Genomic DNA, 20,831 nt, shown 5'->3' on the forward strand with positions numbered 1-20,831 from the left:
GGTCAGGCCAGCTTTCTCTGACGCAGATCGCCGAGCGCCCTATTGACGGTGCGGCGGCGGGAGAAGATCGCGCGTGCCAGGTCGCGCTGGGTCTTGGTCGCCCAGGCCAGCGGCTCTACATTGCCGCCAACGTGATGCCACTCGGCGGGGCGCTTGCCCTCGCCGTACTGAAAGCTGTAACCCGCAGGCAGGTCCTTGATGCGCGTCTTCATTTCAGGCCCTCCGAAACTTGGGCGACGCAGGGTCTGTTTGGCGTACCCACATCGCGTTGTCGGTGTGCGAGATCAGCAGACCGCGCGCAGCCAGGTACGTCACAGCGTTGGATACCTGCTGGAACAGGTCATCCTCGCCCCTCAGCTCGATGCGCAGCTGCGCCGGGCTGACTTCGTACCAGACGAAGCCATTGACCTCGTCGGTGTATCCGCGGCACTCGCCGATGATCAACTCCCAGGCTGCGTCGTCAGCGATGGCGATTGCGCCGCCGGGCATTGCCAGAGCCGCAATAAAGCTGTGCATCTGCTCAAGGTTGGGGCGGGCCAGCAGCTGCTGGATGCGGTCGTTGGTCACTTCTTCCCCCGTGACTTTTTCAAGCTCGCTGCCAGCCCGCTCATGGCTTGCTGAGCGCGCTCGAGGGCCTTGCCAAGATCCTCCATCGCGGCGCGCGGCGACCGAGCCGGGTCACAGTCCCAGTGGTCCTTTGTGGCGCCGTTGTAGGCCTGACCCGGCAGCACGGGCTTCTTGCAGACGCTGCAGATGTTTCGTCTCATGCGCCCTCACACTCGCCGGCACCAGGCGAATCACTGCGGCCTTGCGGATCACGCTGGACGTAGTCCAGGTCTTGATACCCGCTCACGCTGTAGCCGATGAGCTGGGCGAATTGACGGCGGTCTTCGTCGCTGAACGAAAGCTTGGCCAGGTCGTTCATGTCAATGCTGCTATGTGCGCGAAGGTGCCTCACGATGGCGTTCGACTTGAAGCGCAACACACCGTTGATGAGGACGGTTGGCTGCGTCGGGTGGGCCTTTGCGGCGACGGCGAATGCAGCGGCCAGCTCATGGGCCGCAAGGGCGTCCTCGGCCCACATGCGCGCCTGCTGCCGTGTCAACACGACTGTGTCGTTGGGGCTGTGCGTGCCGGTCACATCGTCGAGCCACTGGCGCAGCAGCTCAGGGCGGGTCTGGAGCTTCGGGGCGTTCATGCGGCCTCCAGCGCTGCACCAATTAGGTCGAGATAAGCGATCAGTTCGCGTGCCTGCTCGCGGGTCAGAGTGACGGTTTCGACATCCGTGCTGATCGAAAAGGTGCCGTCGTTGAACAGGCCGCACCGCAAAGACGTTCCAGCGCGTGGCATGACCGCAGCAGCGCCTCGAGCCGGGGAAGTCGGCACCTGGACCGCGGCCGAGGCTTTCGCGGCCTTCGCGCCCCCGCTTTTGGCCCGCTCAACGCCCTTCTTGCCGAGCCAGTGTTTGAAGCCGCTCTCACGCCCGGCCACCTTTTCTAGGCCGTACAGCCGGCGTCCTTCTTCGGTCTGGACTAGGGCGTTGAACTCCTCCGCTGCCTTGGGCGTAAGCCCATAGAGCGTCTGATCGTCCCGTTTGATGCGCACGATGCGCTCCAGCTTCACGCCGTGCACCGCCAGATCACCAGCCTGCTTGTTCGTGGCGCCCAGCCCTTCGGCCAACTGAGCGGCGGTGAGCGGCCCACATGCCGCCAATACGGCGACAGCGCGCGCCGCCATGCTCCCCGCGCGCGTCCTGCGCTTGGTGTGCACGGCTTTTGAGGCCTTGATCGGCTTCCGGTTGACGCGCTTTGCGGCCGGCGGGCCGCCTGCGCCAGCGGCGGCTGCAGCGCCGAGCGCGAAAGGGTTGCCCGACGTGAGGTTGCCCTGCGGGCGCGCGGCTGTGGCGGCACTCACCACGCGATGTTGGAACGTGCCAGGGTGGCCGTCGCCGTTGGTGCTGTCCAGATCGCTATTCATACGGCCTCCAGCGTCACACCCTCATAGCTCGGCGCGTCCACATACGCCGAGACGATACGGATTCCCAGGCTTTCGTATGTGGGCCAGCCCTCGGCTTCCTGTTGCAGCGTGTCTTTGACCAGGGCCTCCGCCTGCCTGGTATCGCCTTCCGAGAAATCAGCGCCGCCATCAGCGGTCGCGCAGAAAAGGGCGCACGCGGCGAACAAGCGGGCCACGGCGGCCAGAAGGTCACCGGCTTGATCCTCCAGGCGCCGCTTTGCGGCAACAGGCCCGTAGAAGTTATTGATCTCGGCGGCGATCTCCAGCGTCAGTACTGCCGGGTCGATCTCCAGCACGATCTCGTTGTCGTCTCCATAGCGCGCGCGGAAGCGGCGTGGTGCATTGACGTCGTTCACAGCACGTCCCTTTCACGGCCATACACAACGCCGTGCTGCTTCGCCTGGCCCTGGCCGTTGCGAATCGCGCACCAGTTGACCCAGAGGATCAGCGCGGTCATGCCGTCTTTCTGGCCTTTGGCCTCGGGCACGCCCGGCGCGATCAGCTTGCCCTTGGAAGCGCCCTGGCCGTGACGCGCGAGCACGCTCAGGCTTTCCTCGAGCGCGCGGCGCGGCCCCGACGCGAAGGCCACCGGCCCGCTGCCGTCTGGCTTATCGACGGGCATCGTGTCGTGGATCTCGATCAGCCCTGTTGCATAGCACCAGGCATAGGCCTTCGGGTCGGCGTTGACGCGCCAGACTGCCGGCTTGAAAGCGGCGCTCGCCTCCACGAGCTGCACGCCCGTGTAGGCTGGTCCGAAGTACTTCTGGCCGAACCGCTCGGCGGCTTGTTTCTCCCCTGCAGTGCAAGAGGCCTTCACGCCGTTGATCGCGGCGGTCTGATAGGTGCCGGTGCGCTGCATCACAGCGACATCGACGGTGGTGGGGTCGGGCATGGACATCTCCACGGTGGAATTAAAAAAAGTACCCAGCCAGGCCGAAGCCCGGCCGGGTACGAGTGATCAAGCGGCCTCTGGTCGGAGCTGCCTGATTAGGAGGAAACTTAGACATCGTTAGACATCGGTCGGGCCGATCTGAATGAGGTTCTCTGGGATCGGTTCATTACCGGTCGTGGTGTCAGTGGCTCCCGAGGCCTCGGGTGCAAACTCCTTGCAGCCGGCACCGGCTTGAACCCAGAAGCCGCCTATCTGGCAACGCAGACCATCGTGCTGTTTGACGTGATGCGCGCAGCCGACGCACAGCCCGGGTGTTCCGCCAAAGCGGTAGCCCATCGAGTACTTCATGGACGCGATGGAGCCCATTACTGCACCAGGCACTGCCAGCTGAGAGCCGGCGTTTCTTCTTCGTCAGAAAGCTCGCCGGCCATCCAGTCACGTGCTGAGAGCGCGCCGTCCAGCACGTAGCCCTCATACAGCTCTTCGCATCCCTCGACGGTGCGGATCGGCTCGGAAAGCACCTTGATCTGCGCCTGGATGCACGCGCGGTTGTCGTCGCCGAAGAAGCTGCGGGGCCGGACCTTGTCTACGAGTCGGCGCAGCTCTTCAATCTCGGCCTGGACTTGCTCGGGGGTCGGCGCGCTCATGCTGCCTCCTCGCTGGCGCCCTTGAGCAGCGCCGTGACCAGCTTGTCGACCTCGCTGTCGACGGGCTTGACAATGACCTGATCGCCGGCCTCGACGACGCTGCAGCCCAGGCGTTTCAGGTCGGCCACGGACAAGCCCGCCAGCGCCGCTTTGTTCGGCGCCTCCGTGGTGTTGATGAGCAGCTCCGCCTGTTCCGGCATCACGCGCTTGATGCGCGCCACCACGGCCGCCCCGTCGTCAAAGCTGATAGAGCCCTTTCCCTTGGCGTAACCGACTTTGACACCGGCCACGGTGTGGGTGCGCGGTTTCTCGAAGAGGTCGGGGTTCTGCTCGACCAACGCGCGCAGCTGGGCCTCCGCATCGGCAGCGCGGGCCACGGCGCGGCGAATGTCCGGCAGATGATCCTTGCGCAGCGCGGCAATCGCGTCTTCAAGAGCGTTGACCTTGTCGGCCAGGAGCGAGCGCAAGGAGGCGTAGACCTCCGCGCGCTTGGTGATTGCTTCAATGGTAGTCATGAGAACCTTTCATCAGGTCGGGAGATGGAGCTGCCCGCGCAGGTCGGGCAGGGAAACGCGCTTCATGGCCGCGACCTGCTGCAGGCCGGTCATTGAGCGCGCGTAGAGGAAATTGCAGGTCGCCTGCAGCTCGGCGGCGTCAGACGCCATGAAGTAGCCCGTGGCCGGGTGCCCGCACACGTGCTCACCCTGCATCCGCAGCTCGGTGACCACCTCGCGCACCTTGCGCTCCATGTGCTCGGTCGCCGCGATCTGGCCGGTGATGCGCTGCACCAGCTCGCGGACGTGAATGCCCTTTTCTTGGCCGATGTGGTGCTGCAATTCACTCAAGACAGCGGCGGCGGTGATCTGCATCATGGCGGGCGCCTCGGTTATTGAATCCGCCCGGCGGCCGGCAGGACCTGGGCGCGGTGCTCTTTTTCAGCCGAGGCGGCCGCGAGCATGTTGGTCATCAGCACCCCGCCGCCGACCGAGACAAGGTGTTCGGCCGCGCCGACCAAAGTGCCAGTGTTGACGGCATGGCGCATGTAGGCCGACAGAAGCGCCGACATACCCACCTTTGGGTGGTACTGCGCGGTCAGCTCCATGAGCTGGTCGGTCAGCATGCTGGCGGCTCGCAAATCTTCGGGCGTGTAGCCCTTGGGCGTGGTTCCGCTCATGGTTGCTCCTGTGGTGGTTGATGGGGTTTGATGGCGGCCTTCATTTGGCGCACCAGGTAGCTGGTGCCAGGCGTGGCCGCGGGGGCCGGCGGCCTGGCCGCCACCGCGCGCTGTGTGGCCGCCAGATCCGGGCCCAGCTCGTCGAGCACGGCGCCGATATCCAGGCTGCCCGTGGTGCGCGCCGATGTGCTGCGCGCCCGGCGGTCGAGCTCGCGCTGGGCCTCGTCGGACCGCTCGACTTTCTCGGCCATGCCCTGCAACACCGCGTACAAGTACCCGTGGCCGGAAAGGGGCAGCGTCAGCTTGCCCTGGTCGCGCAAGCTGAACATGCCATCGATCGCCAGCGACCAGGCCGCAAGCGGGGCCGGCCAGTCCCGGCCATTGCGCGTGATCTGCTCGCGCTGCAGGTCTGGCAGCAGTTCCTCGATCAGCTTGGCCTTGCGCGCAATCGTCATGCGGTTTTTGGGCGGTGAAAAGAGCGCGATGTAGCCGACGACGCGAGCGCCCAATGGGATGCTGATGGCGGCAAGGCGGCCGAACGCATTTCGATCTTGCTCGTGGGCGAAGAGCTGCTCGATTGACAACTCCGCGCCACACGCCCAGCAGCAGAATTCCGGCTTGCTCATGCGAGGTCACTCCGGAATGCGCGCCGACGCCCCATGTGCAAGCTGGGAACGGCCGCATAGTCCATCGCGCCTGGGCGCAGCGCGGTGACAGGCGGGGTGTAAGTTCCGCTCATGACGTCCAGCCGACGCGGGGGCACCACGTACCCAGAGCCAGCAGATGCGACACGGGGGCAATGATCGATGGCCTTCCAGGCCCAAGCGTTGTCCACCCGGAAGCGTTCGATATGGCCACTGGTAGTCAGGCGCGAGAGACGGTTGGACAATTCCTTTTTGACCGCCAGCTCTGCGACGAACTGCGGATGGTCTCGCTGAATCGCAGTGAGGATGCCGTCGGCGGTCAGCCCCTCGGACGTGGACTTGATGACTTGCACGATGGCGATGTTGGCCGAGCTGGTGAGGGATCGGCGCGGACGCACTGGGCTGTAGCTCAGCTTCATTGACCGGCTCCGACCAGGAATGCCAGCACCGCCACCAGGCCGAAGGCGAGAAGCACGCGCCACCACGTAGTCGCGGCAGGTGGGACGTGACGCTCGATGACGCCAGGTGCGAAGACCAGCGGCGCCGGCTGTCTGGCCGGGGCGTGGTTGTAACCATTGGCCCAAGTCACGGCGCGCAATGAGTTCTGGGGATACGGATTCACCGCCCACCGCTGGCCGGTTGCAGCTGCTGCAACGCCCTGCTCAAAGGCTTTTTGTAGCTCGGGGGTTTCGTAGATCATTTCTTTCCTCCGGAAATCAGAGTGAGCGGGCTGACGGGCGTGCCTGCGAAGCTCATGTAGTCACGCCACGCGTCGAACACGGCGAGCCGACGGGCGATGCCGTAGAACGATTGCAGGCGACGGGCGCGACGCTTGATCCAGCCCAGCGTGGGGCGGGTGTAGTCGGGTTTGCAATTCATGCGGCTGCCCCCTGAGCCTTCGGGTTGTTGGGGCAGCGCCGGCACGCCTTGAACAGCCGTACCCGCTGCCCGTTGGTGGCGGCAGAAAAGGGCTTTTCCCTCTCGTCCTGGCACACGCGTGCATTGATGGCGCCCAAAATCGGACAGGTGACCGTGGTGTTGAGCAGCTCCCCGCGGATGCGCTCAGCGAGCCTTTCGACATTGCCGATGTAGCGACCGCGCAGGGCGTTGCTGATGGTTCCGTCGCTGACCTTCAGACGGCGGGCTACCTCGGCTTGCTGCGTGCCAGCGCAGGCGGCGCGCAATGCCTGAAGGGCGTCGTCTGGCAGGGGTTTTGCAGCAGGCTGGTTACTCGATCGCATCGACCAACTCCTGCGCAGTTTCTTGGTACTTGAACTGACCATCATTGCGGTCAAAAACGACCTTGCGCCGCGTGACCGCTGGAGCGTGAGCTCCGGTGTTGTGCTTGAGGCGATAGCGCGCTGCCCGCCCCGGTTTGGCGGGTTGAACAACGGTGAAGTAGCTGGCCCGAGCGAGCGCGGCGACGTAGGACTTGGCCGTGGCTTCTGGAACGGTCAAGGCGGTGTGTCCCAAGCCGGTGGGCATGCTGGCCGTGCGCTGGATGTCATGCCAGTCGAAGTCCTTGAGGACTTGCATGGCGCGCCACATTGCGAGCGTGGTGGCTCCCTGCGCAACGCGCTGGCCGTCACGAGCGACGCGAGGCGCATCGTAGGAATCCTTGACGATCTGGTAGCGCCGCTCAGCGAAGCCCCGCCGCCTGCGCGGGGTGCAGGTCAAGTCTGGCGCAAGATATCCGGCGTTCAGCAGACAACGCAGGTAGGTCTCACAGGTGGCGATGCGTACCACGGGCTTGGTCGCGTCCTGCCATTCAATCAAGGTGAACGTGCGCAGCTTGCGTGCTGCAGCCCAAAGCCGTTCACGCGGTGTGAGCAGGCCTGAAAGCTCCAGTTCGATGGGCTTGCGTGCCATTAGCGAAGCCTCCCAGGAGCTGCGCCTGTGTGGACTGTGATGCCCGCGGTGGAGGGGGCTTCGGTGGTGCCATTTGCGTCGCACCATTTCTTGACGTTGACCAAGGTGGTGGCGACGCGCCGGGTGATCCCGCCTGTTTCGCTCAGGATCCGCTTTTTGAGCTCCGGCGCGATGGCGATGTCGACCGCGTACATTTTGGCCAGCAGCTCGAGATCTGACATGGAGCACAGCGATGCGGGTTGCCAGACCAGAACGCGGTTGTCAAAGTGTTCGTGCTGCTTCAGCTTTGCAGGCAGATCCTGCTCGCCCACGATCAGCACGGGCACACCTGACTGATCATGGATGTCGCGCAGCAGCTCGATGCGCTTGGTGCCCACGATACGGTCAGCCTCATCGATGATGAGGGGACGCTCGCTCAGGCTCAGCGCCTCGAATACGTGGTCCATCTGATCGGCGATTGAGCCTTTGACATTGAGCCCCAGCGCCTTGATGATGTTGTGAACCAGGCTCTTCATGGTCTCGTAGGAGCGGCATTCCACATAGACGCCGTTGAAGCCCAGGGGATGGGCGGCAAAGGCGGAGGCGGCGCTCTTGCCCACACCGCTGGGCCCGTAGAAGCAGCCGATGCCCGGGAGAGTGGGATCACGCTTGATCAGCGTGTCCATGACCTGGTGCATGAGCGCCACGTTGCTGGTCGGCGCGATCTCGCCGCCCGAGGCTGTTGCCAAAACTTTCTTGGTTGTCATAAACTACGTTCCTCTTCTTTGTTGAAGTCCTTGAAAGCCCGGTCTGGTTGGTCGCCTCCGGGCTTTCGCCTTTTTGGTCAGCCGGTCAACACGTCGTCGGCCGTCAATCCAAAACTCTCGAAATAGCTGCGCATGGACGCCCACTCGTCACGCTGCGCGTAACCGTCAAACCAGTTCGCATCGGCCGCAGGCAAGGCTTCCCCGCGCTGCACGCGTTCCTGCAGCTTCAGCCACCGTGCGTAACGGTGCTGGGGTTCGTCGCGCAGCTGCACCACTTCAGCCGGTGCTGACAGTCGCTGCTGAAGCGCCGCCTGCACCGCCTGGATCTGCTGGTCAGAGACTGCCGGCGCGTCGGCGGCTTCGATGGAGGAGATGACGGGGTTGGTGTGCTCGAGTGGCTGGCGCGGCATGGTGACCACGTTGGCGGCTGCGGCGATGGCGTTGTCGGTGCGCTGGCGCTGGATGACTTCCACCGCCTTGTTTTTGTCGAATTGGCGAGTGAGGGCCATGAGGTCGCGCTTTTGAAGGCTCATCACCTGGCGCTGATGTGCCTTGCGTGTGGCAGCAACTTCCGCGCTGCTGATACCGAGACGACTGAAATCCAGGGCTTCGCAGATGTATTGGCCCGCCATGTCGAATACCCAGCAGCGGCCCAGGTTGGCTTCGTCCACCTTTGCCTGGACCTCCTGCCCCTCCATGCCGCCGAGCAACTTGTGGTTGAACCACGCTTTGTCGATCTTGATGCCCTTCTTGGTCACAGTGCGGACGCCGCCAGCGGCGCTCGGCGCGAGCAGGACGTCCAGCGCCCGCTCAGACACAGCGCTGGCCTGGAAGCCCGCTGCCATCTGGTTGGGCGTCCGGTCACCGAGCGCCTCACGCGGGCTGTTGTGCAGCTTGTCGCAGTAAGCGTCGATGCCGGCCTGCAGTTGCTCAGGTTGCAACCGGAGTTCGACATGCGTGGATTTGTCGAACAGGCGTTCGCTGAATGAGCGGCGCGCCTCGATGCCTTTGCGCTCGGCGACGCTGTGGCCGATGTAGCCTTCCAGCAGCTCGAAATGTCGGTGCATCAGATCGCCAATGGCCCGCTCGATGAAAGGCTTCTGGTGCGGAGAAAAAGGCGCGCACAACGGGTGCTCTATGCCAAGACCCAACAGGGCGTTTTCCAGCTGCTGGGCTGTGTAGTCCTTGCCGTTGTCGGTCTTGATGGCTTGGGGCACGCCCCAGGCGAGAATGGCGCGGCGGATCAAGCTCATGATGGCGCCGCTACGACTGGTGCGGGCAACGATGAACATGCGCCGGTCTGTGTAGACGTCGATGACGCCGATGATGGCGTGGCGCTTGCCGTCTTCGAGCATCACATCGCCCACGGTGCTGTCCATTTGCCAGAGCTGATTTGGCGCGGTAATGCCCTCGCGCATGTTGCCCGCGGCACTCATGTACTTGTTGCGCCAGCCGTCGGGATTGGTCATCCCCTCCAGGAGCTGGGCGTTCTGCTGCTTCCAGTACCTCAATGCACGGCGGAACGCGCGATCTGATGGGAGGTGTTCAAACCGTTCTGAAAGATCGTCGTAGATCGCCTGGGCGCTCAGGTGTGGGCGGGCAATCAGCTTGGACAGTACGGCCGCGCCGATCTCCCCGCTCAAGGCGGTGAACTGTCCCTTCCGGTGGTGCTCCGCTGGGGTGATGGCGGCCAGCCCGCGTTCCTTGACCCCGAGATGCCACGCCCGGAGCGTGGAAAAGGAGATGGATGGGAACCGCTCCAGTGAAGCGGCCTCGGCCTGAATGCGGCCGAGCTTCCAGGCATGACAGAACCCGTGCAGGGCTGGTGTGAGCGGGCCGCCAAAGCTTGTCCAGAAGCGCTGGAACAACACCAGCACGCGGGCAATTTCGTCCTGCCTGTCCTTTTGCCAGCCTGTCACCAAGGCTGCGGAACGGGTGGACGTTACCCGGGATTCGTCGGCGCTGGGAACGGATGCCTGAACGGCCTTGTCATCGTTGGCAGCGGCGTAGCGCGCAGCCCACTCGAGACGGGCTTGGGGTGGCAACGCGTCAACCGCGTATTCGAGGCCGCCGCCGCGCCCGGCGCGAGGACGGCTGGGAAGACCCATGCGGGCGGCGGCTTCACGGGCCCGCCGCTCTGAGCTGGGGAAACCCGGCAGGGCTGCGAGTTCCGCAGCTGTGGCGTAGGCGGTCATTGGGTGATCCCTCCGGACCTGCGCGTGTATTTGCCGGGCCAAAGAAGATGTGGCTTGGAGCCGATGAACTGAGCGATCTTTTCGGCAACAGGGCGGGATACCGAACGCCCGTGGATTACGTTGCTGATCAGCATGCGCGACCGATTCATCGAGTCGGCCAGCGCCGATGGGGAGCTCCCCCTCATTCGGATTGCGGCTTTTATCTGCTCGGGATGGATAGTTCTGCGAACTTGATTGAGTCGCGTCATCGAGCCGTCGAGATGAAGCTTATATCGTGGCTTCATGAATCCACCCTTTGAACCGCAGTGAGCCTGGGCTTCACCCGGCGAACCGGCGTAAATCCTTTGGCGGAGACCACCAGCCCGGCTTTGATCCCGAGCGCAACCGCAACGCGGTGACCCTCGCCGCGCAGCGCTTTGCTGTGCCCGTACAGAACGGCCTTGACGGTAGCTGGGCTGAAGTTGTTGGCGGCGGCCCATTCGGGAATGGAAATGCCGGCCTCTCTCAGCTTGGTTAGGGCCTGATTTCTGTGACTTTCTGCGGATTGACGTCGCGTTACCATTCGCTTAGAACCGTTAGGAATGGCTAAAGGATAGTGGAATATTTCCACCGTTGCAAGTGGAATATTATTTAGGGACAACCCGATGACGTTTGAGGCGCGTCTCCGTGCAGTAATCGGAGACAGCACGATTGATGAATTCGCAGCGGTGCTGGGCGAAACGCCTCAGCGCGTGAAGGACGTACTGCGCGGCAAGCAAAAGCCGCCAGCGGATCTGCTGATCAAGTTGCAGATGAAATGCGGCGTGGACCTGAACTGGTTGCTTGTGGATGGCGATGCCCCCATGCCGATGCAGCAATTGAGTGCCAGGGAGGCGGCTCTCCTGGACAACTACAGGGCGGCGGCGGAGGATGGTCGGAAGGCCATCGAACAAACGAGCGTTGCGGTCAAGAAACGCCCGACGCCTGGCGAACTGAAGCCTGGCGAACTGAAAGCGAGGAAGGCAGCATGAACAAAAAATTGATTTTCTGGATCGTTTGGCCGCTGGCCACGGGTGCGATCGCAGGCGCGTCGGTGCTTTTGCAGCGTGCCTACCAGGCGCATGCGACCCCGGCATCGCCGGTGCCCGTTGCGGTTGACACGCAGCCAATGTCAATGGGATATGGACTGGTACAGCTGCGCGAGCGGCTCAATACCATTGCGGCCCAGCGGAAACTGCCTTACCAGATTGCCGATCTGTCGACGAAGAAGTCAAGCGAAGTGGCTGATCAGTGGGTGTACCCACTGAGCAAGCATGTGACGCTGATGGCAATGACCAACCGATCTGACGGGACGGTGCGATCGATCACTTATATAGGATCCGGCGACGGCACGCTCAAGTCCGGCGCGGACATGATGTTCGCTCTTGGGGTGCTGTTGCGAACGGTCGACCCATCGATGAATGACGAGACCGCGAACGAACTGATGATGGAGTTGATCTCTCCGATTCGGGACAAGCGCGACGTGGAGCGGCAGCGCAACGGTCTTCGGTTTGGTTCGACCCTAGTGCCGGGGGTGGGGCTTGTGGCCGCGATCAACCCGTCCGTGTGAAACCAGGCCGGCTGCTGCTCTGGGTGCTGCTGGCGCTGGCATTGGCCTGCAGCACGCCGGTGCTGGCCGCCAAGCGCAGCGCAGCAGTACGGCTGGAATTCCAGCGGCACCACCCTTGCCCCTCGACAGGCTTGCGCCGCGGCAGTTGCCCAGGCTACGAGCTGGACCATGTGGAGCCGCTGTGCGCCCGCGGAGCTGATCACGTGAGCAACCTTCAATGGCTTACAGTCGAGGCCCATCGAGCCAAGACGCGGCAGGATGTTCGCCGATGCGCGCGCGAGCGCCGCATTAGGCGTATTGCAAACGCCACATCGTGACCTGCGTCACTCTGCACTAGCGGGCAGGTCCCCGGCATTCTCGCCGGGATGCAAACACCACCCAATTTTCTCGACTCCAACGCACTGCCCGGTGCCCTGCCGGGCCTGACTCGTCGCTCCGTTGACCTGGTGGTGATCCACTGCAGCGCGACGCCGAATGGCAAGGTTGTGCGCCAAGGCTTGCCCGGAGAGCTTGGCGCGCTCAATTGCGCGCAGGTGATCAACGCCTGGCACGCCGCGCGCGGCTTCTCCCGGCGCTACAGCGCGCGCAGTTTCAACCCGCAGTTGCCGTCGATCGGCTACCACTTTGTGGTGGACCTGGATGGCACGGTGTTGACAGGGCGCCACGTGGACGAAGTGCCTGCCCAGGCCGCGGGCTTCAATGCAACCGCGATTGGCGTGTGCCTGATTGGCGGCGCTGAGCGTGAGGGCCGCTACACGGATGCTCAGTGGACGAGCCTGCGCGAGCTTGTGCAGTGGCTGCTGGACGAATACGGCCTCCCTGCAGCGGCGCCACAGCGCATCAGCGACAGCACGGCAGACCTGGGCTATCGCATGGTTGGAGGCGTATGCGGCCACCGAGACCTGAGCCCGGACAAGGACGGCGACGGCTTGATCGAGCCGGGCGAATGGATCAAGACCTGCCCGGGCTTTGAGGTGCAGCTTTGGCTTGATGCCGGCATGACGCCGATGCCAGAACATTTCATTGAAGGGGGGCTGTGATGCGTCGATCGGGTCTGATTTCGGGAATGGTTCTGGCGGCTATGGCAGGGATGGCCGCCAGCAGCGGCTCGGCGTCTGTGTCGACCGGGTTTGGATCGCTCGGCTTTCGGGGCGTGGCCAACGGTCTGCTCAAAGCGACGACTCAGCCCCCGGGCAAGGGCGTTGAATGGCCTGGCGTGCGGGCGGCCTATGGCGGTGGCCTGTACAGCGGACACGCGAACAATCGCCGGGCGAGACCCGGCTGGACCAATCGCCACGTGCAGCGCATGGCGGCCAAGAAGCGGAACCGGGCTCGGCATCGCGCTTCGCACAGAGGCTGAATCGTATGGCGAGCGGATTGCAGTATGTGTTGAGCCGCGCCCTTTTGGTGGCTTTCACCATTTGCGCGATCTCGGGCCTGGCGGTGGCGCTGGCTGCCCTTGTGCCGGCGGCCGTGATTGGCATCTGGATCTGGTGGTTACAGCCATGACGCCCGGCGAGCGCGCCTACTCGGACTACTTTCAGCGCCGCGAGGGGCTGAATTCAGAGGGCCAGCCGCTGCCAGTTTGGAGCGAGTTACCCGATCACCTGCACTCCTGGTGGGAGGCGACGGCCATCCGCCCGCCTGGTGCCTTGCCGTGGTGGCGATCGGGTGTTTTCTGGGCGAATGCCGGCGTGCTGGTGCTAGCAGCTGCCGAAGCGCATGTGGGCCTGCTGCGCAATGTGTTGCCAGGAAACATTTTCGCTTGGGTGGCCTTCGCCTTGCCACTGGCCAACGCGGCGGTGCGCGCAGCCCGAATGATGAGGTTGCGGCCTTGAACCCGCTCATTCTTCTGCGCCTGCAGATGCTGGCGCGACTGGGAGGCGTGGCCCTGGTAGTTGCGGCCGTCTGGTACGGCTACCACGCCTTCACAGAGCACTTCATGGACTTGGGCGCCGCACGTGTGCAAGACCAATGGGATCGAGAAAAGCAAGTCACCCTGGCCGCTGCGCGTGAGCAGGAAGAAGCCTACCGCAATGAAGAAAACCGACAGCGTATCAACGCAGAAAGGATTGCCGATGAGCACGCACGCATTGACGCGGATCGCGCGCGCCGTCTGGCTGCTGCCAGTGGTTTGGCTTTGCAGTTGCGCGACGCCCTCGCCAAGCTCGACGCCCGTGATCGGGATCTGTCCGCGGGCGCCACAGATGCCCGCGTTGCCACCCTCGTTGCGAGAGCCACTGCCGCGCGGGAGCTATTTGGACGCTGCGCAGAGCGATATCAGAGGATGGCTGGCGAAGCTGAACGCATCCGAGACCAAGCCGCAGGCCTCCTTGACGACGCGCTGACCGTGTGCCGGTCTACGCGCAATGCGTCAACGCCGGACGGCGAACCGGGCCTGCGCATCCCAACGAATCAACAACCCTAGGAGGAAGCGCGTGACGCTCGAAGTAAATCTGGCCGGTCTGCTCGCCATCGCAACCGCCTTTCTGTCAGCGCTGTGGGCGCTCGTGAAGGTCATAGGGGCCCAACAGGAGAAGCGCCTGTCGGAGAAGTTCGGGGCACTGACTGAAACGCTCGGGCGGCTTGGGTCCGACTTGCGCCAGGAGGCGGACGCAACGCGAAAGCTGGAAACCGCATTCCTGAAGTTCCAGGCGGAACTGCCGAGGGACTACGTGCGCCGCGACGACTTCCTGCGTGAGGTGGGGACGATCGGCACGCGCATCGACAACTTCGCGCTGCGCATGGAGCGCGCGCTGGACAAGAACGGGATGGGGCTTTGATGAATCTGCAAATGCAAAAAATTCGCCGCGAAGCGATGCGCTGGAATCTGCTCTACGCCATCAACCTTTCGCGCCCCTACGGCACATACACGGAGGTGCTGTTGACGATCATTCAATCCAACTACCAGGACGCAACGCACCTGGAAGTGCGCACCGAGCTGGACTATCTGGAAGAGCGCCAGATGGTTCATATCAAGCGTGACGGTATGGATCGCTGGTTCGTGGAACTGACGCGCACGGGTATTGATTTCGTGGAGTACACGATCGAGGCTGAGCCTGGGATCAGCCGGCCGCGCATCACGCAGGGGTGAGGCACCGATGCCCAAACGATCCAAGGTGCTTGACCTGCCGAAGGAGCTGCTGACCTGGCTCGAGCAGGCCTTGCTGACCAACGGCTTCCAAAACTATGAGCAGTTGGCGGCCGAGCTGCAGCGACAGGGCCACCAGATAAGCAAAAGCTCAGTGCACCGGCACGGATCGGTGCTCGAGCAGCGCATGGCGGCCTTGAAGGTGGCAACCGACCAGGCGCAGGCCATCGTAAAGGCGAGCCCCGACGATGAAGGCGCCATGAGCGAGGCCCTGATCCGGCTGACTCAGGAAAAGCTGTTCAACCTGCTGCTGGTCATGGACGTGGACCCGGAGGCTGTCGACCTGACCAAGCTGACCCGCTCCATCGCAGATCTGGCACGCAGTAGTGTGACCACCAGGCGTTATGCCGCCGAGGTTCGCGCCAAAGTAGCCGAGAAGCTCAAGGTGGTTGAGGCAGAGGCCAAGAAGATGACGGGCACCACTGAAGAAGTGGCACTGGCCATGCTGAACAAGGTCAGGGCGGTTTATGAGGGGGCGCTGTGATGGTGGCGTCAGAAAGTGCCGTAGCGGACTTCGGGATGTTGGAGTGGGCCGAGACGTGAGCAGCAAACGCGCAATCCGGCGTCAGTATCGGCGCAAGTCCTGCCAGGGCAAGGTCCGCCACGCTGATGAGGTGGCGGCTAAAGTCGCGCTGCGCATGCTGCACCAAAACCGCGGCTATCAGGGCTTCATGAGTGCTTACAGCTGCAAATTCTGCGGCGGTTGGCACATCGGCCACGTGCCTGTCAAGGATCGGTGATGGGCGGCTTGCTCTATCCGTACCAGCGGGTCTGGCTGCAGGACAAAAGCCGGTTCAAGCTGGGGAAGTTCGCGCGGCAAACCGGCAAAACGTTCACGACAACTCTGGAGATCGTGGACGATGTGCACGAGGCCGAAATCCTCAAGAAGCGATCACCCTGGGTCATGCTCAGCCGCGGCGAGCGCCAGGCGGCCGAGGCTATGGAAGAAGGGATCATGCGGCACAACGCGGCCTACGGCGCCGCGTTGAAAATCGCCCGCGAAGACACCGACTTCTATGACGAGGAGAGCGGCATCCGCCGCCGTGCACTGCAGCTGATCTATCCGAACGGCAACAAGATCACGGCGTTGCCCGCGAACCCGGACACTGCCCGGGGCTTCAGCGCCAATGTGTTCCTGGATGAGTTTGCCTTCCACAAGGACAGCCGCAAGATCTGGACGGCGTTGTTCCCGGTGATCTCGGCGGGCTGGAAACTGCGCGTGACGAGCACGCCCAACGGCAAGGGCAACAAGTTCTATGACCTGGCCACGAGCATGGATGGCGGTTGGTCAATTCACGTCGTGGACATCCTGCAGGCAATTGCCGATGGCCTACCGCGCAACGCCGAGGAGATGCGCAAGGCGTTGATGGACGAAGATGCCTGGGCGCAGGAATTCATGCTGCAGTGGCTGGATGAGGCCAGCGCCTGGCTCAGCTATGACCTGATCAACAGCGTTGAGCACGATCATGCCGGTATCCCCGAGCACTACGCCGGCGGCCCTTGCTATGTCGGCGTGGATATCGCCACGCGCAGCGACAACTTCGTGATCTGGGTGGACGAGCTCGTCGGCGATGTGCTGTGGAACCGCGAGCTGATCGTGCGCAAGCGGATCAGCTTTACCGAGATGGACGCGCTGCAGGACGACGTCGAGCGGCGCTACAACGTGATTCGGTATTGCATGGACCAGACCGGCATGGGCGAGAAGCCTGTGGAGGACGCGGGCAAGCGCTACGGACGGCACCGCGTGGAAGGCGTTTTGTTCACGGGACCTAACAAGCTGCAGCTGGCCACGCTGATCAAGCAGAGCTTTGAGGACCGAAAGAGCCGGATCCCGATGGCAGATGACAGGGTTCGCGGCGATTTGCACCGAGTACGCAAGATTCCCAGCCCGACCGGCGCCCCACGGTTCGATGCCGATTCTGACGCGAATGGGCACGCCGACCGCTTCTGGGCAAAGGCACTGGCCTGCCTGGCGGCGCATGGTGCCGTGGGGCCGACATTCGTCGCCAGCCGGCGGATATGGACGCCGAACTCGGTCGCCAGCCAGCTGGCGGGGTACCTGTCGTGACCCTTGTTACTAGAGGCCTGAAAAGGCCGATTCCCCGACCGCATGGTCAACCCACCCCAAAAACGGCCGTGGCGGGCGGTTTTTTGGGGGGGTGCACCCCAGCCCCCAGACTGCCCGGAGAAATGCCGCCCGCGAGTATCGGGAGGGTTTTAACTGGCATCGGCATCGCCGAGGCCCGACCGCCAGGACACACATGAAGCCCAAAAACAACGGACTGTGGGTTTCGCCCACGGAATTTGTCTCATTCTCGCAACAGACTGAGCCGCTTGCCGGCCAGATCGCCACGCGCGCGGCGGCGGGCGATTTCAGCGGGTTTTTTGGGCTGCTGCCGAATCCGGACCCGGTCCTCAAGCGCATGGGCAAGGACGTGGCCGTGTACCGCGACTTGCTGGTGGACCCGCTGGTCAAGGGGCACAGGCGCCGTCGCGGCGCGGCCGTGCTGGCTATGGAGCGTGGGCTTGATGCCGAGCTGAGCAAGGCTTGTCCCGCCCGCGTGCGCAAGGCGGTGGAGTCGATGCTGGGTCGCCTGGATCTGCAGCGCCTTGTGCGTGACCAGCTGGACGGCGCTTTCTTTGGCTACAGGGTCAGCGAGGTGATGTGGGGCCACGTGGACGGCGTGCCAGCACCGGTGGACCTGATCGCCAAACCCAGCGAATGGTTTGGCTTTCACCCAGAGACCGGCGCGCTACGGTTCAAGCCGCTGGGTTCCATGCAAGGTGAAGAGGTGCCGGCGCGCAAGTTCGTGGTGGTGGGCAAGCAGCGCAGCTGGGAGAACCCCTATGGCGAGCCAGACCTGGCGGCCTGCTTCTGGCCGGTGACGTTCAAGAGGGCCGGGCTGAAGTTCTGGGTCACGTTCACCGAAAAATACGGCATGCCCTGGCCAGTTGGCAAGCTGCCCCGGTCGGCCCAGCCCAACGAAGTTGATGAACTGGCCAGCAAGCTGGAAGCGATGGTGCGCGATGCGGTGGCCGTCGTTCCCGACGATGCCAGCGTTGAACTGCTCACCGTGGCCAGCACGGCCAATGCCGAGCTGTACGAAAAGCTGCTGATGTTCTGCCGCAGCGAGATCACGATCGCGCTACTGGGCAACAACCAGAGCGTGGAGATGCAGGCCAACCGAGCCAGCGCCGTGGCCGCCCAGGACGTTGAGGCGGATCTGCGTGACGACGACGCGCAAATGGTGGCGGCAGGCATCAATGAACTGATCCGGCATTTTGTGGAGGTGAACTACCCTGGCGCGGCGTCACCGGTGTTCGCCTTCTGGGAGCAGGAGGAAGTCGATGAGGTGCAGGCCAAGCGCGACCAGGCACTGAAGCAGGCCGGCGCCAATTTCACGAACGAGTACTTCCAGCGCACCTACAAGCTGGAGCCAGGTGATCTGGCGGCTGCGGTCGAGCCGGATCCGGCCGGCGATCCAGCCGGAGACCCAGGTGCCCGGGATAACAAGCTGAGCTTTGCCGATACGACCACGCCGCCCGACCAGGCCGCGCTGGACGCGGCGATCGAGCAGTTGCCGGGCCATCAGATCCAGGCAGCGATGAAAGAGCTGCTGGGGCCGGCGCTGGCCGCGATCGAGGAAGCCCAGACCCCCGACGCAGTGTTGCAAGCGCTTGCTGACGCGTGGCCCGAGATGGACTCATCTGCATTGCAGCAGTTGATGGAGCAGGCGTATTTCGTGGCCGACCTGGTTGGCCGCGATTCTGTACAAGAGGAGGCTGCCCAATGACAACGCTCGTGATTGACCAGCCTTGGTTTCCCGTGGGGCCCCCCTGGGGGGACGGCACCTGGATCAATGCCGGCAGCGAGGATCCTCACGGTGGCACGCCTGTGTGCGATTGCATGGGCCTGACGGAGCCTACGCCTATTGCCGCGCAAATTGCCAAGGTGCACAACACAGATCTGGCGCGCCGTGTGGTGGAGCGAAAGATGGGAGTGCGGGATTGACCATCAGCGCAGATGACATTGGTGCGTCGTTCACGCTCCCGCCAGAGCGGGCGATTGCGCACCTGCAGGCCAAACAAGCCCAGGTCACCGGGTCGTGGCGCGAATGGCTGGACGGAGAACACGCGCGCGCCTTCACGGTTGCAAATGTGGCCAAGCTGGATGTGGTGAACGACATCCACGAGTCCCTGAAGGAGGCGTTGCGCAAAGGTGAAACGCTGCAGCAGTGGAAGGATGGCCTGGTGCCGCTGTTACAGCGCAAGGGTTGGTGGCAGCGCGAGGGGACGGTGCAGCAGCTGCAGGACGCCGGTCGTGTGGACGCCGGCACGGGTGAGATCGCCAAGGGCTTGACGCCACACCGGCTTAAAACGATTTTTCAAACCAACATGCAAAGCGCCTACATGGCGGGCCGCTACGCCGAGATGGTCGAGCAGGCCGAAGACCGTCCGTACTGGCAGTACGTGGCAATCCTGGATGGGCGCACCCGCCCCGCACACCGAGCCATGAACGGCAAGACGTTTCGCTACGATGATCCCGGGTGGAATACCTTCTACCCGCCTTGCGGCTACAACTGCCGATGCCGGGTGCGCAACTTCAGCCAGCGCGATATCGATCGGCGCAAGATTCCGCTGAGCAACACCGAGGGCAAGCTGCGCGAGGTTCGGGTGCCGCTGCGTGGCGGAGGGAGCGCCCAGGTCACCCGCTACTCGGATACGAGCCTGCCAGGGGGCAAGTTCCAGCCGGATCCTGGCTTTTCCAGCAACCCCGGTCTGAATGCCTGGCAGCCGGGCCTGGAGCCGATCGACACGCAGCTGTCGCGCCGGTATGTGGAAACGGCTGTTCAGGGGCCGGCCTTTGGCAGGTTCATTGCGGGCCAGACTCAAGGGAGCTTCCCGGTGGCGGTTCTACGGCCGGCCGACCAGGCGCGATTGCAGGCCGAAACATCGGTGGCCTATCTCAGCTCAGCCACGGTAGCCAAGCAGGCGCAGCGTCATCCCGAGGTCGTGCTGCGGGACTATCAGCGAATCCCTGAGATCGTGGATGAGGGGGATGCGCACGTGCAGGGCCACAACCGCCTGGTATTCCTTTTCGAGGGCGACCAGGTTTGGCGCCTGGCACTGAAAGCCACCAAGGGCCGAGATGAGCTGTACGTGTTGAGCCTGTTTCGCACGTCGCCAGAGAAGGCGCAACGGGAGATCAGGGAAAGGCTGCAGCGCAATGACTGATGCCTGGAATTGGACGCCAGCACGGGGTATCCAGCCCCGCCAGAGCTCGTGCCAGTGGGCACGGCCTCGGAAGGATTCCGACGCTGGCCATTGCATTTTAGGAGTTTTCGTTGATTGACGCACGCCTGGCGTACAAGCCGGTGATCCAGGCCTTGCGCGAGGCCGCGGGCGCGATGGCCAATCGCCGGCCGCTGATGCGTGCCGTCGCCGGGATCATGTTGAGCGCCGTCGAGGACAACTTTGAGCAGGAAGGCCGCCCGAAGTGGAAGGACTTGGCCCCATCGACCAAGCTCAGCCGATTCAAGGAGGGAAAGTGGCCCGGCAAGATCCTGCAGCGCAGCGGCGCCTTGGCCAGCTCCATCACGCAAAGCTTCACAGCCGACGTGGCAAAGGTGGCCACGAACATGCCGTATGCACGAATCCAGAACTTCGGGGGGCGCACAAAGCCGCATGTCATCAAGCCCAAGACGAAGCGTGCCCTGGCGTTCGGCGGCATCGTTGTGCGCCAGGTCAACCACCCCGGAAGCGTGATCCCTGCACGGCCTTATATGCGGCTGACGCCGCGCGATCTGCGCGATGTGATTGAGACGGCGCAGACGCTGCAACTGCGCGCCGTACTGGCCGCCGATCGCCGCGCTGCCGCCGGGTGACGCGAGTCACTCTTACGAACATTC

Annotated in this window: 34 protein-coding genes; 13 read left to right on the forward strand and 21 right to left on the reverse strand. The window is 63.6% G+C overall.

The genetic code is table 11. The features are described 5' to 3' along the window. Positions 1-2 precede the first annotated feature (2 nt). The 21 genes from KF796_19145 to KF796_19245 form a co-directional block, all read right to left on the reverse strand. Positions 3-212 (reverse strand): winged helix-turn-helix domain-containing protein, encoded by a 210-nt coding sequence (locus KF796_19145; GenBank protein MBX3588753.1) that lies wholly within the window; start codon positions 210-212, stop codon positions 3-5. A gap of 1 nt (position 213) precedes the next feature. Beyond that, positions 214-567, reverse strand: coding sequence for a hypothetical protein (locus KF796_19150; GenBank protein MBX3588754.1), 354 nt, complete (start codon positions 565-567; stop codon positions 214-216). 196 nt (positions 568-763) lie between these two features. Beyond that, the gene (locus KF796_19155; GenBank protein ID MBX3588755.1) at positions 764-1,198 is read right to left on the reverse strand and encodes a hypothetical protein; all 435 of its coding nucleotides are present in this window, start codon (positions 1,196-1,198) and stop codon (positions 764-766) included. Next, positions 1,195-1,977, reverse strand: a complete 783-nt coding sequence (locus KF796_19160; protein MBX3588756.1) for a hypothetical protein — start codon at positions 1,975-1,977, stop codon at positions 1,195-1,197. Before KF796_19160 ends, KF796_19155 begins: the two co-directional genes overlap by 4 nt. Next, the gene (locus KF796_19165; GenBank protein MBX3588757.1) at positions 1,974-2,372 is read right to left on the reverse strand and encodes a DUF2528 family protein; all 399 of its coding nucleotides are present in this window, start codon (positions 2,370-2,372) and stop codon (positions 1,974-1,976) included. The genes KF796_19160 and KF796_19165 overlap by 4 nt, the downstream gene beginning before the upstream one ends. Continuing rightward, positions 2,369-2,908: a hypothetical protein gene (locus tag KF796_19170; GenBank protein MBX3588758.1), complete on the reverse strand. Its 540-nt coding sequence runs from the start codon at positions 2,906-2,908 to the stop codon at positions 2,369-2,371. The genes KF796_19165 and KF796_19170 overlap by 4 nt, the downstream gene beginning before the upstream one ends. A 117-nt stretch (positions 2,909-3,025) precedes the next feature. Then, the gene (locus KF796_19175; protein MBX3588759.1) at positions 3,026-3,256 is read right to left on the reverse strand and encodes a hypothetical protein; all 231 of its coding nucleotides are present in this window, start codon (positions 3,254-3,256) and stop codon (positions 3,026-3,028) included. A gap of 17 nt (positions 3,257-3,273) precedes the next feature. Beyond that, positions 3,274-3,555 (reverse strand): hypothetical protein, encoded by a 282-nt coding sequence (locus KF796_19180; GenBank protein ID MBX3588760.1) that lies wholly within the window; start codon positions 3,553-3,555, stop codon positions 3,274-3,276. Then, positions 3,552-4,070, reverse strand: coding sequence for a host-nuclease inhibitor Gam family protein (locus tag KF796_19185; GenBank protein MBX3588761.1), 519 nt, complete (start codon positions 4,068-4,070; stop codon positions 3,552-3,554). The genes KF796_19180 and KF796_19185 overlap by 4 nt, the downstream gene beginning before the upstream one ends. Before the next feature lie 12 nt (positions 4,071-4,082). Then, positions 4,083-4,427, reverse strand: a complete 345-nt coding sequence (locus KF796_19190; protein MBX3588762.1) for a hypothetical protein — start codon at positions 4,425-4,427, stop codon at positions 4,083-4,085. 14 nt (positions 4,428-4,441) lie between these two features. Next, positions 4,442-4,729, reverse strand: coding sequence for a hypothetical protein (locus tag KF796_19195; protein MBX3588763.1), 288 nt, complete (start codon positions 4,727-4,729; stop codon positions 4,442-4,444). Beyond that, positions 4,726-5,355, reverse strand: a complete 630-nt coding sequence (locus tag KF796_19200) for a hypothetical protein (GenBank protein ID MBX3588764.1) — start codon at positions 5,353-5,355, stop codon at positions 4,726-4,728. Before KF796_19200 ends, KF796_19195 begins: the two co-directional genes overlap by 4 nt. Continuing rightward, entirely contained in the window at positions 5,352-5,792 is a 441-nt protein-coding gene (locus KF796_19205; protein MBX3588765.1) for a hypothetical protein, read from the reverse strand. The genes KF796_19200 and KF796_19205 overlap by 4 nt, the downstream gene beginning before the upstream one ends. Further along, positions 5,789-6,073 carry a hypothetical protein gene (locus KF796_19210; protein ID MBX3588766.1) on the reverse strand — a complete coding sequence of 95 codons (285 nt, stop codon included), beginning with the start codon at positions 6,071-6,073 and terminating at the stop codon, positions 5,789-5,791. The genes KF796_19205 and KF796_19210 overlap by 4 nt, the downstream gene beginning before the upstream one ends. Beyond that, complete coding sequence (locus KF796_19215; GenBank protein ID MBX3588767.1) at positions 6,070-6,252, reverse strand: hypothetical protein; 183 nt, start codon at positions 6,250-6,252, stop codon at positions 6,070-6,072. The genes KF796_19210 and KF796_19215 overlap by 4 nt, the downstream gene beginning before the upstream one ends. Next, positions 6,249-6,614, reverse strand: coding sequence for a hypothetical protein (locus KF796_19220; protein MBX3588768.1), 366 nt, complete (start codon positions 6,612-6,614; stop codon positions 6,249-6,251). The genes KF796_19215 and KF796_19220 overlap by 4 nt, the downstream gene beginning before the upstream one ends. Further along, a complete protein-coding gene (locus KF796_19225; GenBank protein ID MBX3588769.1) occupies positions 6,601-7,242 on the reverse strand; it encodes a hypothetical protein in 642 nt (213 codons plus the stop codon). The genes KF796_19220 and KF796_19225 overlap by 14 nt, the downstream gene beginning before the upstream one ends. Next, positions 7,242-7,988: an ATP-binding protein gene (locus KF796_19230; protein ID MBX3588770.1), complete on the reverse strand. Its 747-nt coding sequence runs from the start codon at positions 7,986-7,988 to the stop codon at positions 7,242-7,244. Before KF796_19230 ends, KF796_19225 begins: the two co-directional genes overlap by 1 nt. 77 nt (positions 7,989-8,065) lie before the next feature. Next, positions 8,066-10,183 carry a DDE-type integrase/transposase/recombinase gene (locus KF796_19235; GenBank protein MBX3588771.1) on the reverse strand — a complete coding sequence of 706 codons (2,118 nt, stop codon included), beginning with the start codon at positions 10,181-10,183 and terminating at the stop codon, positions 8,066-8,068. After that, a complete protein-coding gene (locus tag KF796_19240; GenBank protein MBX3588772.1) occupies positions 10,180-10,467 on the reverse strand; it encodes a helix-turn-helix domain-containing protein in 288 nt (95 codons plus the stop codon). The genes KF796_19235 and KF796_19240 overlap by 4 nt, the downstream gene beginning before the upstream one ends. Further along, on the reverse strand, positions 10,464-10,745 hold the full coding sequence (locus KF796_19245) for a DNA-binding protein (protein ID MBX3588773.1): 282 nt from the start codon (positions 10,743-10,745) through the stop codon (positions 10,464-10,466). Before KF796_19245 ends, KF796_19240 begins: the two co-directional genes overlap by 4 nt. 82 nt (positions 10,746-10,827) lie before the next feature. Between KF796_19245 and KF796_19250 the strand changes: the two genes are divergently transcribed. From KF796_19250 to KF796_19310, 13 genes are all read left to right on the forward strand, one after another. Continuing rightward, the gene (locus KF796_19250; protein ID MBX3588774.1) at positions 10,828-11,193 is read left to right on the forward strand and encodes a helix-turn-helix transcriptional regulator; all 366 of its coding nucleotides are present in this window, start codon (positions 10,828-10,830) and stop codon (positions 11,191-11,193) included. Then, positions 11,190-11,771: a hypothetical protein gene (locus KF796_19255; protein MBX3588775.1), complete on the forward strand. Its 582-nt coding sequence runs from the start codon at positions 11,190-11,192 to the stop codon at positions 11,769-11,771. The genes KF796_19250 and KF796_19255 overlap by 4 nt, the downstream gene beginning before the upstream one ends. A gap of 365 nt (positions 11,772-12,136) precedes the next feature. Beyond that, the gene (locus tag KF796_19260; protein ID MBX3588776.1) at positions 12,137-12,811 is read left to right on the forward strand and encodes an N-acetylmuramoyl-L-alanine amidase; all 675 of its coding nucleotides are present in this window, start codon (positions 12,137-12,139) and stop codon (positions 12,809-12,811) included. Between the two features lie 465 nt (positions 12,812-13,276). Next, on the forward strand, positions 13,277-13,609 hold the full coding sequence (locus KF796_19265) for a hypothetical protein (GenBank protein ID MBX3588777.1): 333 nt from the start codon (positions 13,277-13,279) through the stop codon (positions 13,607-13,609). Continuing rightward, positions 13,606-14,199, forward strand: coding sequence for a hypothetical protein (locus KF796_19270; GenBank protein MBX3588778.1), 594 nt, complete (start codon positions 13,606-13,608; stop codon positions 14,197-14,199). The genes KF796_19265 and KF796_19270 overlap by 4 nt, the downstream gene beginning before the upstream one ends. 10 nt (positions 14,200-14,209) lie before the next feature. Continuing rightward, a complete protein-coding gene (locus KF796_19275) occupies positions 14,210-14,554 on the forward strand; it encodes a hypothetical protein (GenBank protein ID MBX3588779.1) in 345 nt (114 codons plus the stop codon). Beyond that, positions 14,554-14,865, forward strand: a complete 312-nt coding sequence (locus tag KF796_19280) for a hypothetical protein (GenBank protein ID MBX3588780.1) — start codon at positions 14,554-14,556, stop codon at positions 14,863-14,865. Before KF796_19275 ends, KF796_19280 begins: the two co-directional genes overlap by 1 nt. 7 nt (positions 14,866-14,872) lie before the next feature. Then, on the forward strand, positions 14,873-15,406 hold the full coding sequence (locus tag KF796_19285; protein ID MBX3588781.1) for a DUF3486 family protein: 534 nt from the start codon (positions 14,873-14,875) through the stop codon (positions 15,404-15,406). 55 nt (positions 15,407-15,461) lie between these two features. Continuing rightward, positions 15,462-15,662 carry a hypothetical protein gene (locus KF796_19290; protein MBX3588782.1) on the forward strand — a complete coding sequence of 67 codons (201 nt, stop codon included), beginning with the start codon at positions 15,462-15,464 and terminating at the stop codon, positions 15,660-15,662. Then, positions 15,662-16,990, forward strand: a complete 1,329-nt coding sequence (locus tag KF796_19295; GenBank protein ID MBX3588783.1) for a terminase family protein — start codon at positions 15,662-15,664, stop codon at positions 16,988-16,990. Before KF796_19290 ends, KF796_19295 begins: the two co-directional genes overlap by 1 nt. Positions 16,991-17,183: 193 nt before the next feature. Then, positions 17,184-18,716 carry a DUF935 family protein gene (locus tag KF796_19300; GenBank protein MBX3588784.1) on the forward strand — a complete coding sequence of 511 codons (1,533 nt, stop codon included), beginning with the start codon at positions 17,184-17,186 and terminating at the stop codon, positions 18,714-18,716. A 220-nt stretch (positions 18,717-18,936) separates the two neighbouring features. Further along, the gene (locus KF796_19305) at positions 18,937-20,157 is read left to right on the forward strand and encodes a minor capsid protein (protein ID MBX3588785.1); all 1,221 of its coding nucleotides are present in this window, start codon (positions 18,937-18,939) and stop codon (positions 20,155-20,157) included. Positions 20,158-20,267: 110 nt separating this feature from the next. Continuing rightward, complete coding sequence (locus tag KF796_19310; GenBank protein MBX3588786.1) at positions 20,268-20,807, forward strand: phage virion morphogenesis protein; 540 nt, start codon at positions 20,268-20,270, stop codon at positions 20,805-20,807. Positions 20,808-20,831: the final 24 nt, after the last annotated feature.

Source organism: Ramlibacter sp., from assembly GCA_019635435.1.
Lineage (GTDB): Bacteria > Pseudomonadota > Gammaproteobacteria > Burkholderiales > Burkholderiaceae_C > JAHBZM01.

Excerpts from the sequence above, each read along its gene's own strand:
- KF796_19145 (MBX3588753.1), bottom strand. The coding sequence starts at position 212 with ATGAAGACGCGCATCAAGGACCTGCCTGCGGGTTACAGCTTTCAGTAC.
- KF796_19155 (MBX3588755.1), bottom strand. The coding sequence starts at position 1,198 with ATGAACGCCCCGAAGCTCCAGACCCGCCCTGAGCTGCTGCGCCAGTGG.
- KF796_19160 (MBX3588756.1), bottom strand. The coding sequence starts at position 1,977 with ATGAATAGCGATCTGGACAGCACCAACGGCGACGGCCACCCTGGCACG.
- KF796_19170 (MBX3588758.1), bottom strand. The coding sequence starts at position 2,908 with ATGCCCGACCCCACCACCGTCGATGTCGCTGTGATGCAGCGCACCGGC.
- KF796_19175 (MBX3588759.1), bottom strand. The coding sequence starts at position 3,256 with ATGAAGTACTCGATGGGCTACCGCTTTGGCGGAACACCCGGGCTGTGC.
- KF796_19180 (MBX3588760.1), bottom strand. The coding sequence starts at position 3,555 with ATGAGCGCGCCGACCCCCGAGCAAGTCCAGGCCGAGATTGAAGAGCTG.
- KF796_19185 (MBX3588761.1), bottom strand. The coding sequence starts at position 4,070 with ATGACTACCATTGAAGCAATCACCAAGCGCGCGGAGGTCTACGCCTCC.
- KF796_19190 (MBX3588762.1), bottom strand. The coding sequence starts at position 4,427 with ATGATGCAGATCACCGCCGCCGCTGTCTTGAGTGAATTGCAGCACCAC.
- KF796_19195 (MBX3588763.1), bottom strand. The coding sequence starts at position 4,729 with ATGAGCGGAACCACGCCCAAGGGCTACACGCCCGAAGATTTGCGAGCC.
- KF796_19200 (MBX3588764.1), bottom strand. The coding sequence starts at position 5,355 with ATGAGCAAGCCGGAATTCTGCTGCTGGGCGTGTGGCGCGGAGTTGTCA.
- KF796_19205 (MBX3588765.1), bottom strand. The coding sequence starts at position 5,792 with ATGAAGCTGAGCTACAGCCCAGTGCGTCCGCGCCGATCCCTCACCAGC.
- KF796_19210 (MBX3588766.1), bottom strand. The coding sequence starts at position 6,073 with ATGATCTACGAAACCCCCGAGCTACAAAAAGCCTTTGAGCAGGGCGTT.
- KF796_19215 (MBX3588767.1), bottom strand. The coding sequence starts at position 6,252 with ATGAATTGCAAACCCGACTACACCCGCCCCACGCTGGGCTGGATCAAG.
- KF796_19220 (MBX3588768.1), bottom strand. The coding sequence starts at position 6,614 with ATGCGATCGAGTAACCAGCCTGCTGCAAAACCCCTGCCAGACGACGCC.
- KF796_19225 (MBX3588769.1), bottom strand. The coding sequence starts at position 7,242 with ATGGCACGCAAGCCCATCGAACTGGAGCTTTCAGGCCTGCTCACACCG.
- KF796_19230 (MBX3588770.1), bottom strand. The coding sequence starts at position 7,988 with ATGACAACCAAGAAAGTTTTGGCAACAGCCTCGGGCGGCGAGATCGCG.
- KF796_19235 (MBX3588771.1), bottom strand. The coding sequence starts at position 10,183 with ATGACCGCCTACGCCACAGCTGCGGAACTCGCAGCCCTGCCGGGTTTC.
- KF796_19240 (MBX3588772.1), bottom strand. The coding sequence starts at position 10,467 with ATGAAGCCACGATATAAGCTTCATCTCGACGGCTCGATGACGCGACTC.
- KF796_19245 (MBX3588773.1), bottom strand. The coding sequence starts at position 10,745 with ATGGTAACGCGACGTCAATCCGCAGAAAGTCACAGAAATCAGGCCCTA.
- KF796_19250 (MBX3588774.1), top strand. The coding sequence starts at position 10,828 with ATGACGTTTGAGGCGCGTCTCCGTGCAGTAATCGGAGACAGCACGATT.
- KF796_19255 (MBX3588775.1), top strand. The coding sequence starts at position 11,190 with ATGAACAAAAAATTGATTTTCTGGATCGTTTGGCCGCTGGCCACGGGT.
- KF796_19260 (MBX3588776.1), top strand. The coding sequence starts at position 12,137 with ATGCAAACACCACCCAATTTTCTCGACTCCAACGCACTGCCCGGTGCC.
- KF796_19265 (MBX3588777.1), top strand. The coding sequence starts at position 13,277 with ATGACGCCCGGCGAGCGCGCCTACTCGGACTACTTTCAGCGCCGCGAG.
- KF796_19280 (MBX3588780.1), top strand. The coding sequence starts at position 14,554 with ATGAATCTGCAAATGCAAAAAATTCGCCGCGAAGCGATGCGCTGGAAT.
- KF796_19285 (MBX3588781.1), top strand. The coding sequence starts at position 14,873 with ATGCCCAAACGATCCAAGGTGCTTGACCTGCCGAAGGAGCTGCTGACC.
- KF796_19295 (MBX3588783.1), top strand. The coding sequence starts at position 15,662 with ATGGGCGGCTTGCTCTATCCGTACCAGCGGGTCTGGCTGCAGGACAAA.
- KF796_19300 (MBX3588784.1), top strand. The coding sequence starts at position 17,184 with ATGAAGCCCAAAAACAACGGACTGTGGGTTTCGCCCACGGAATTTGTC.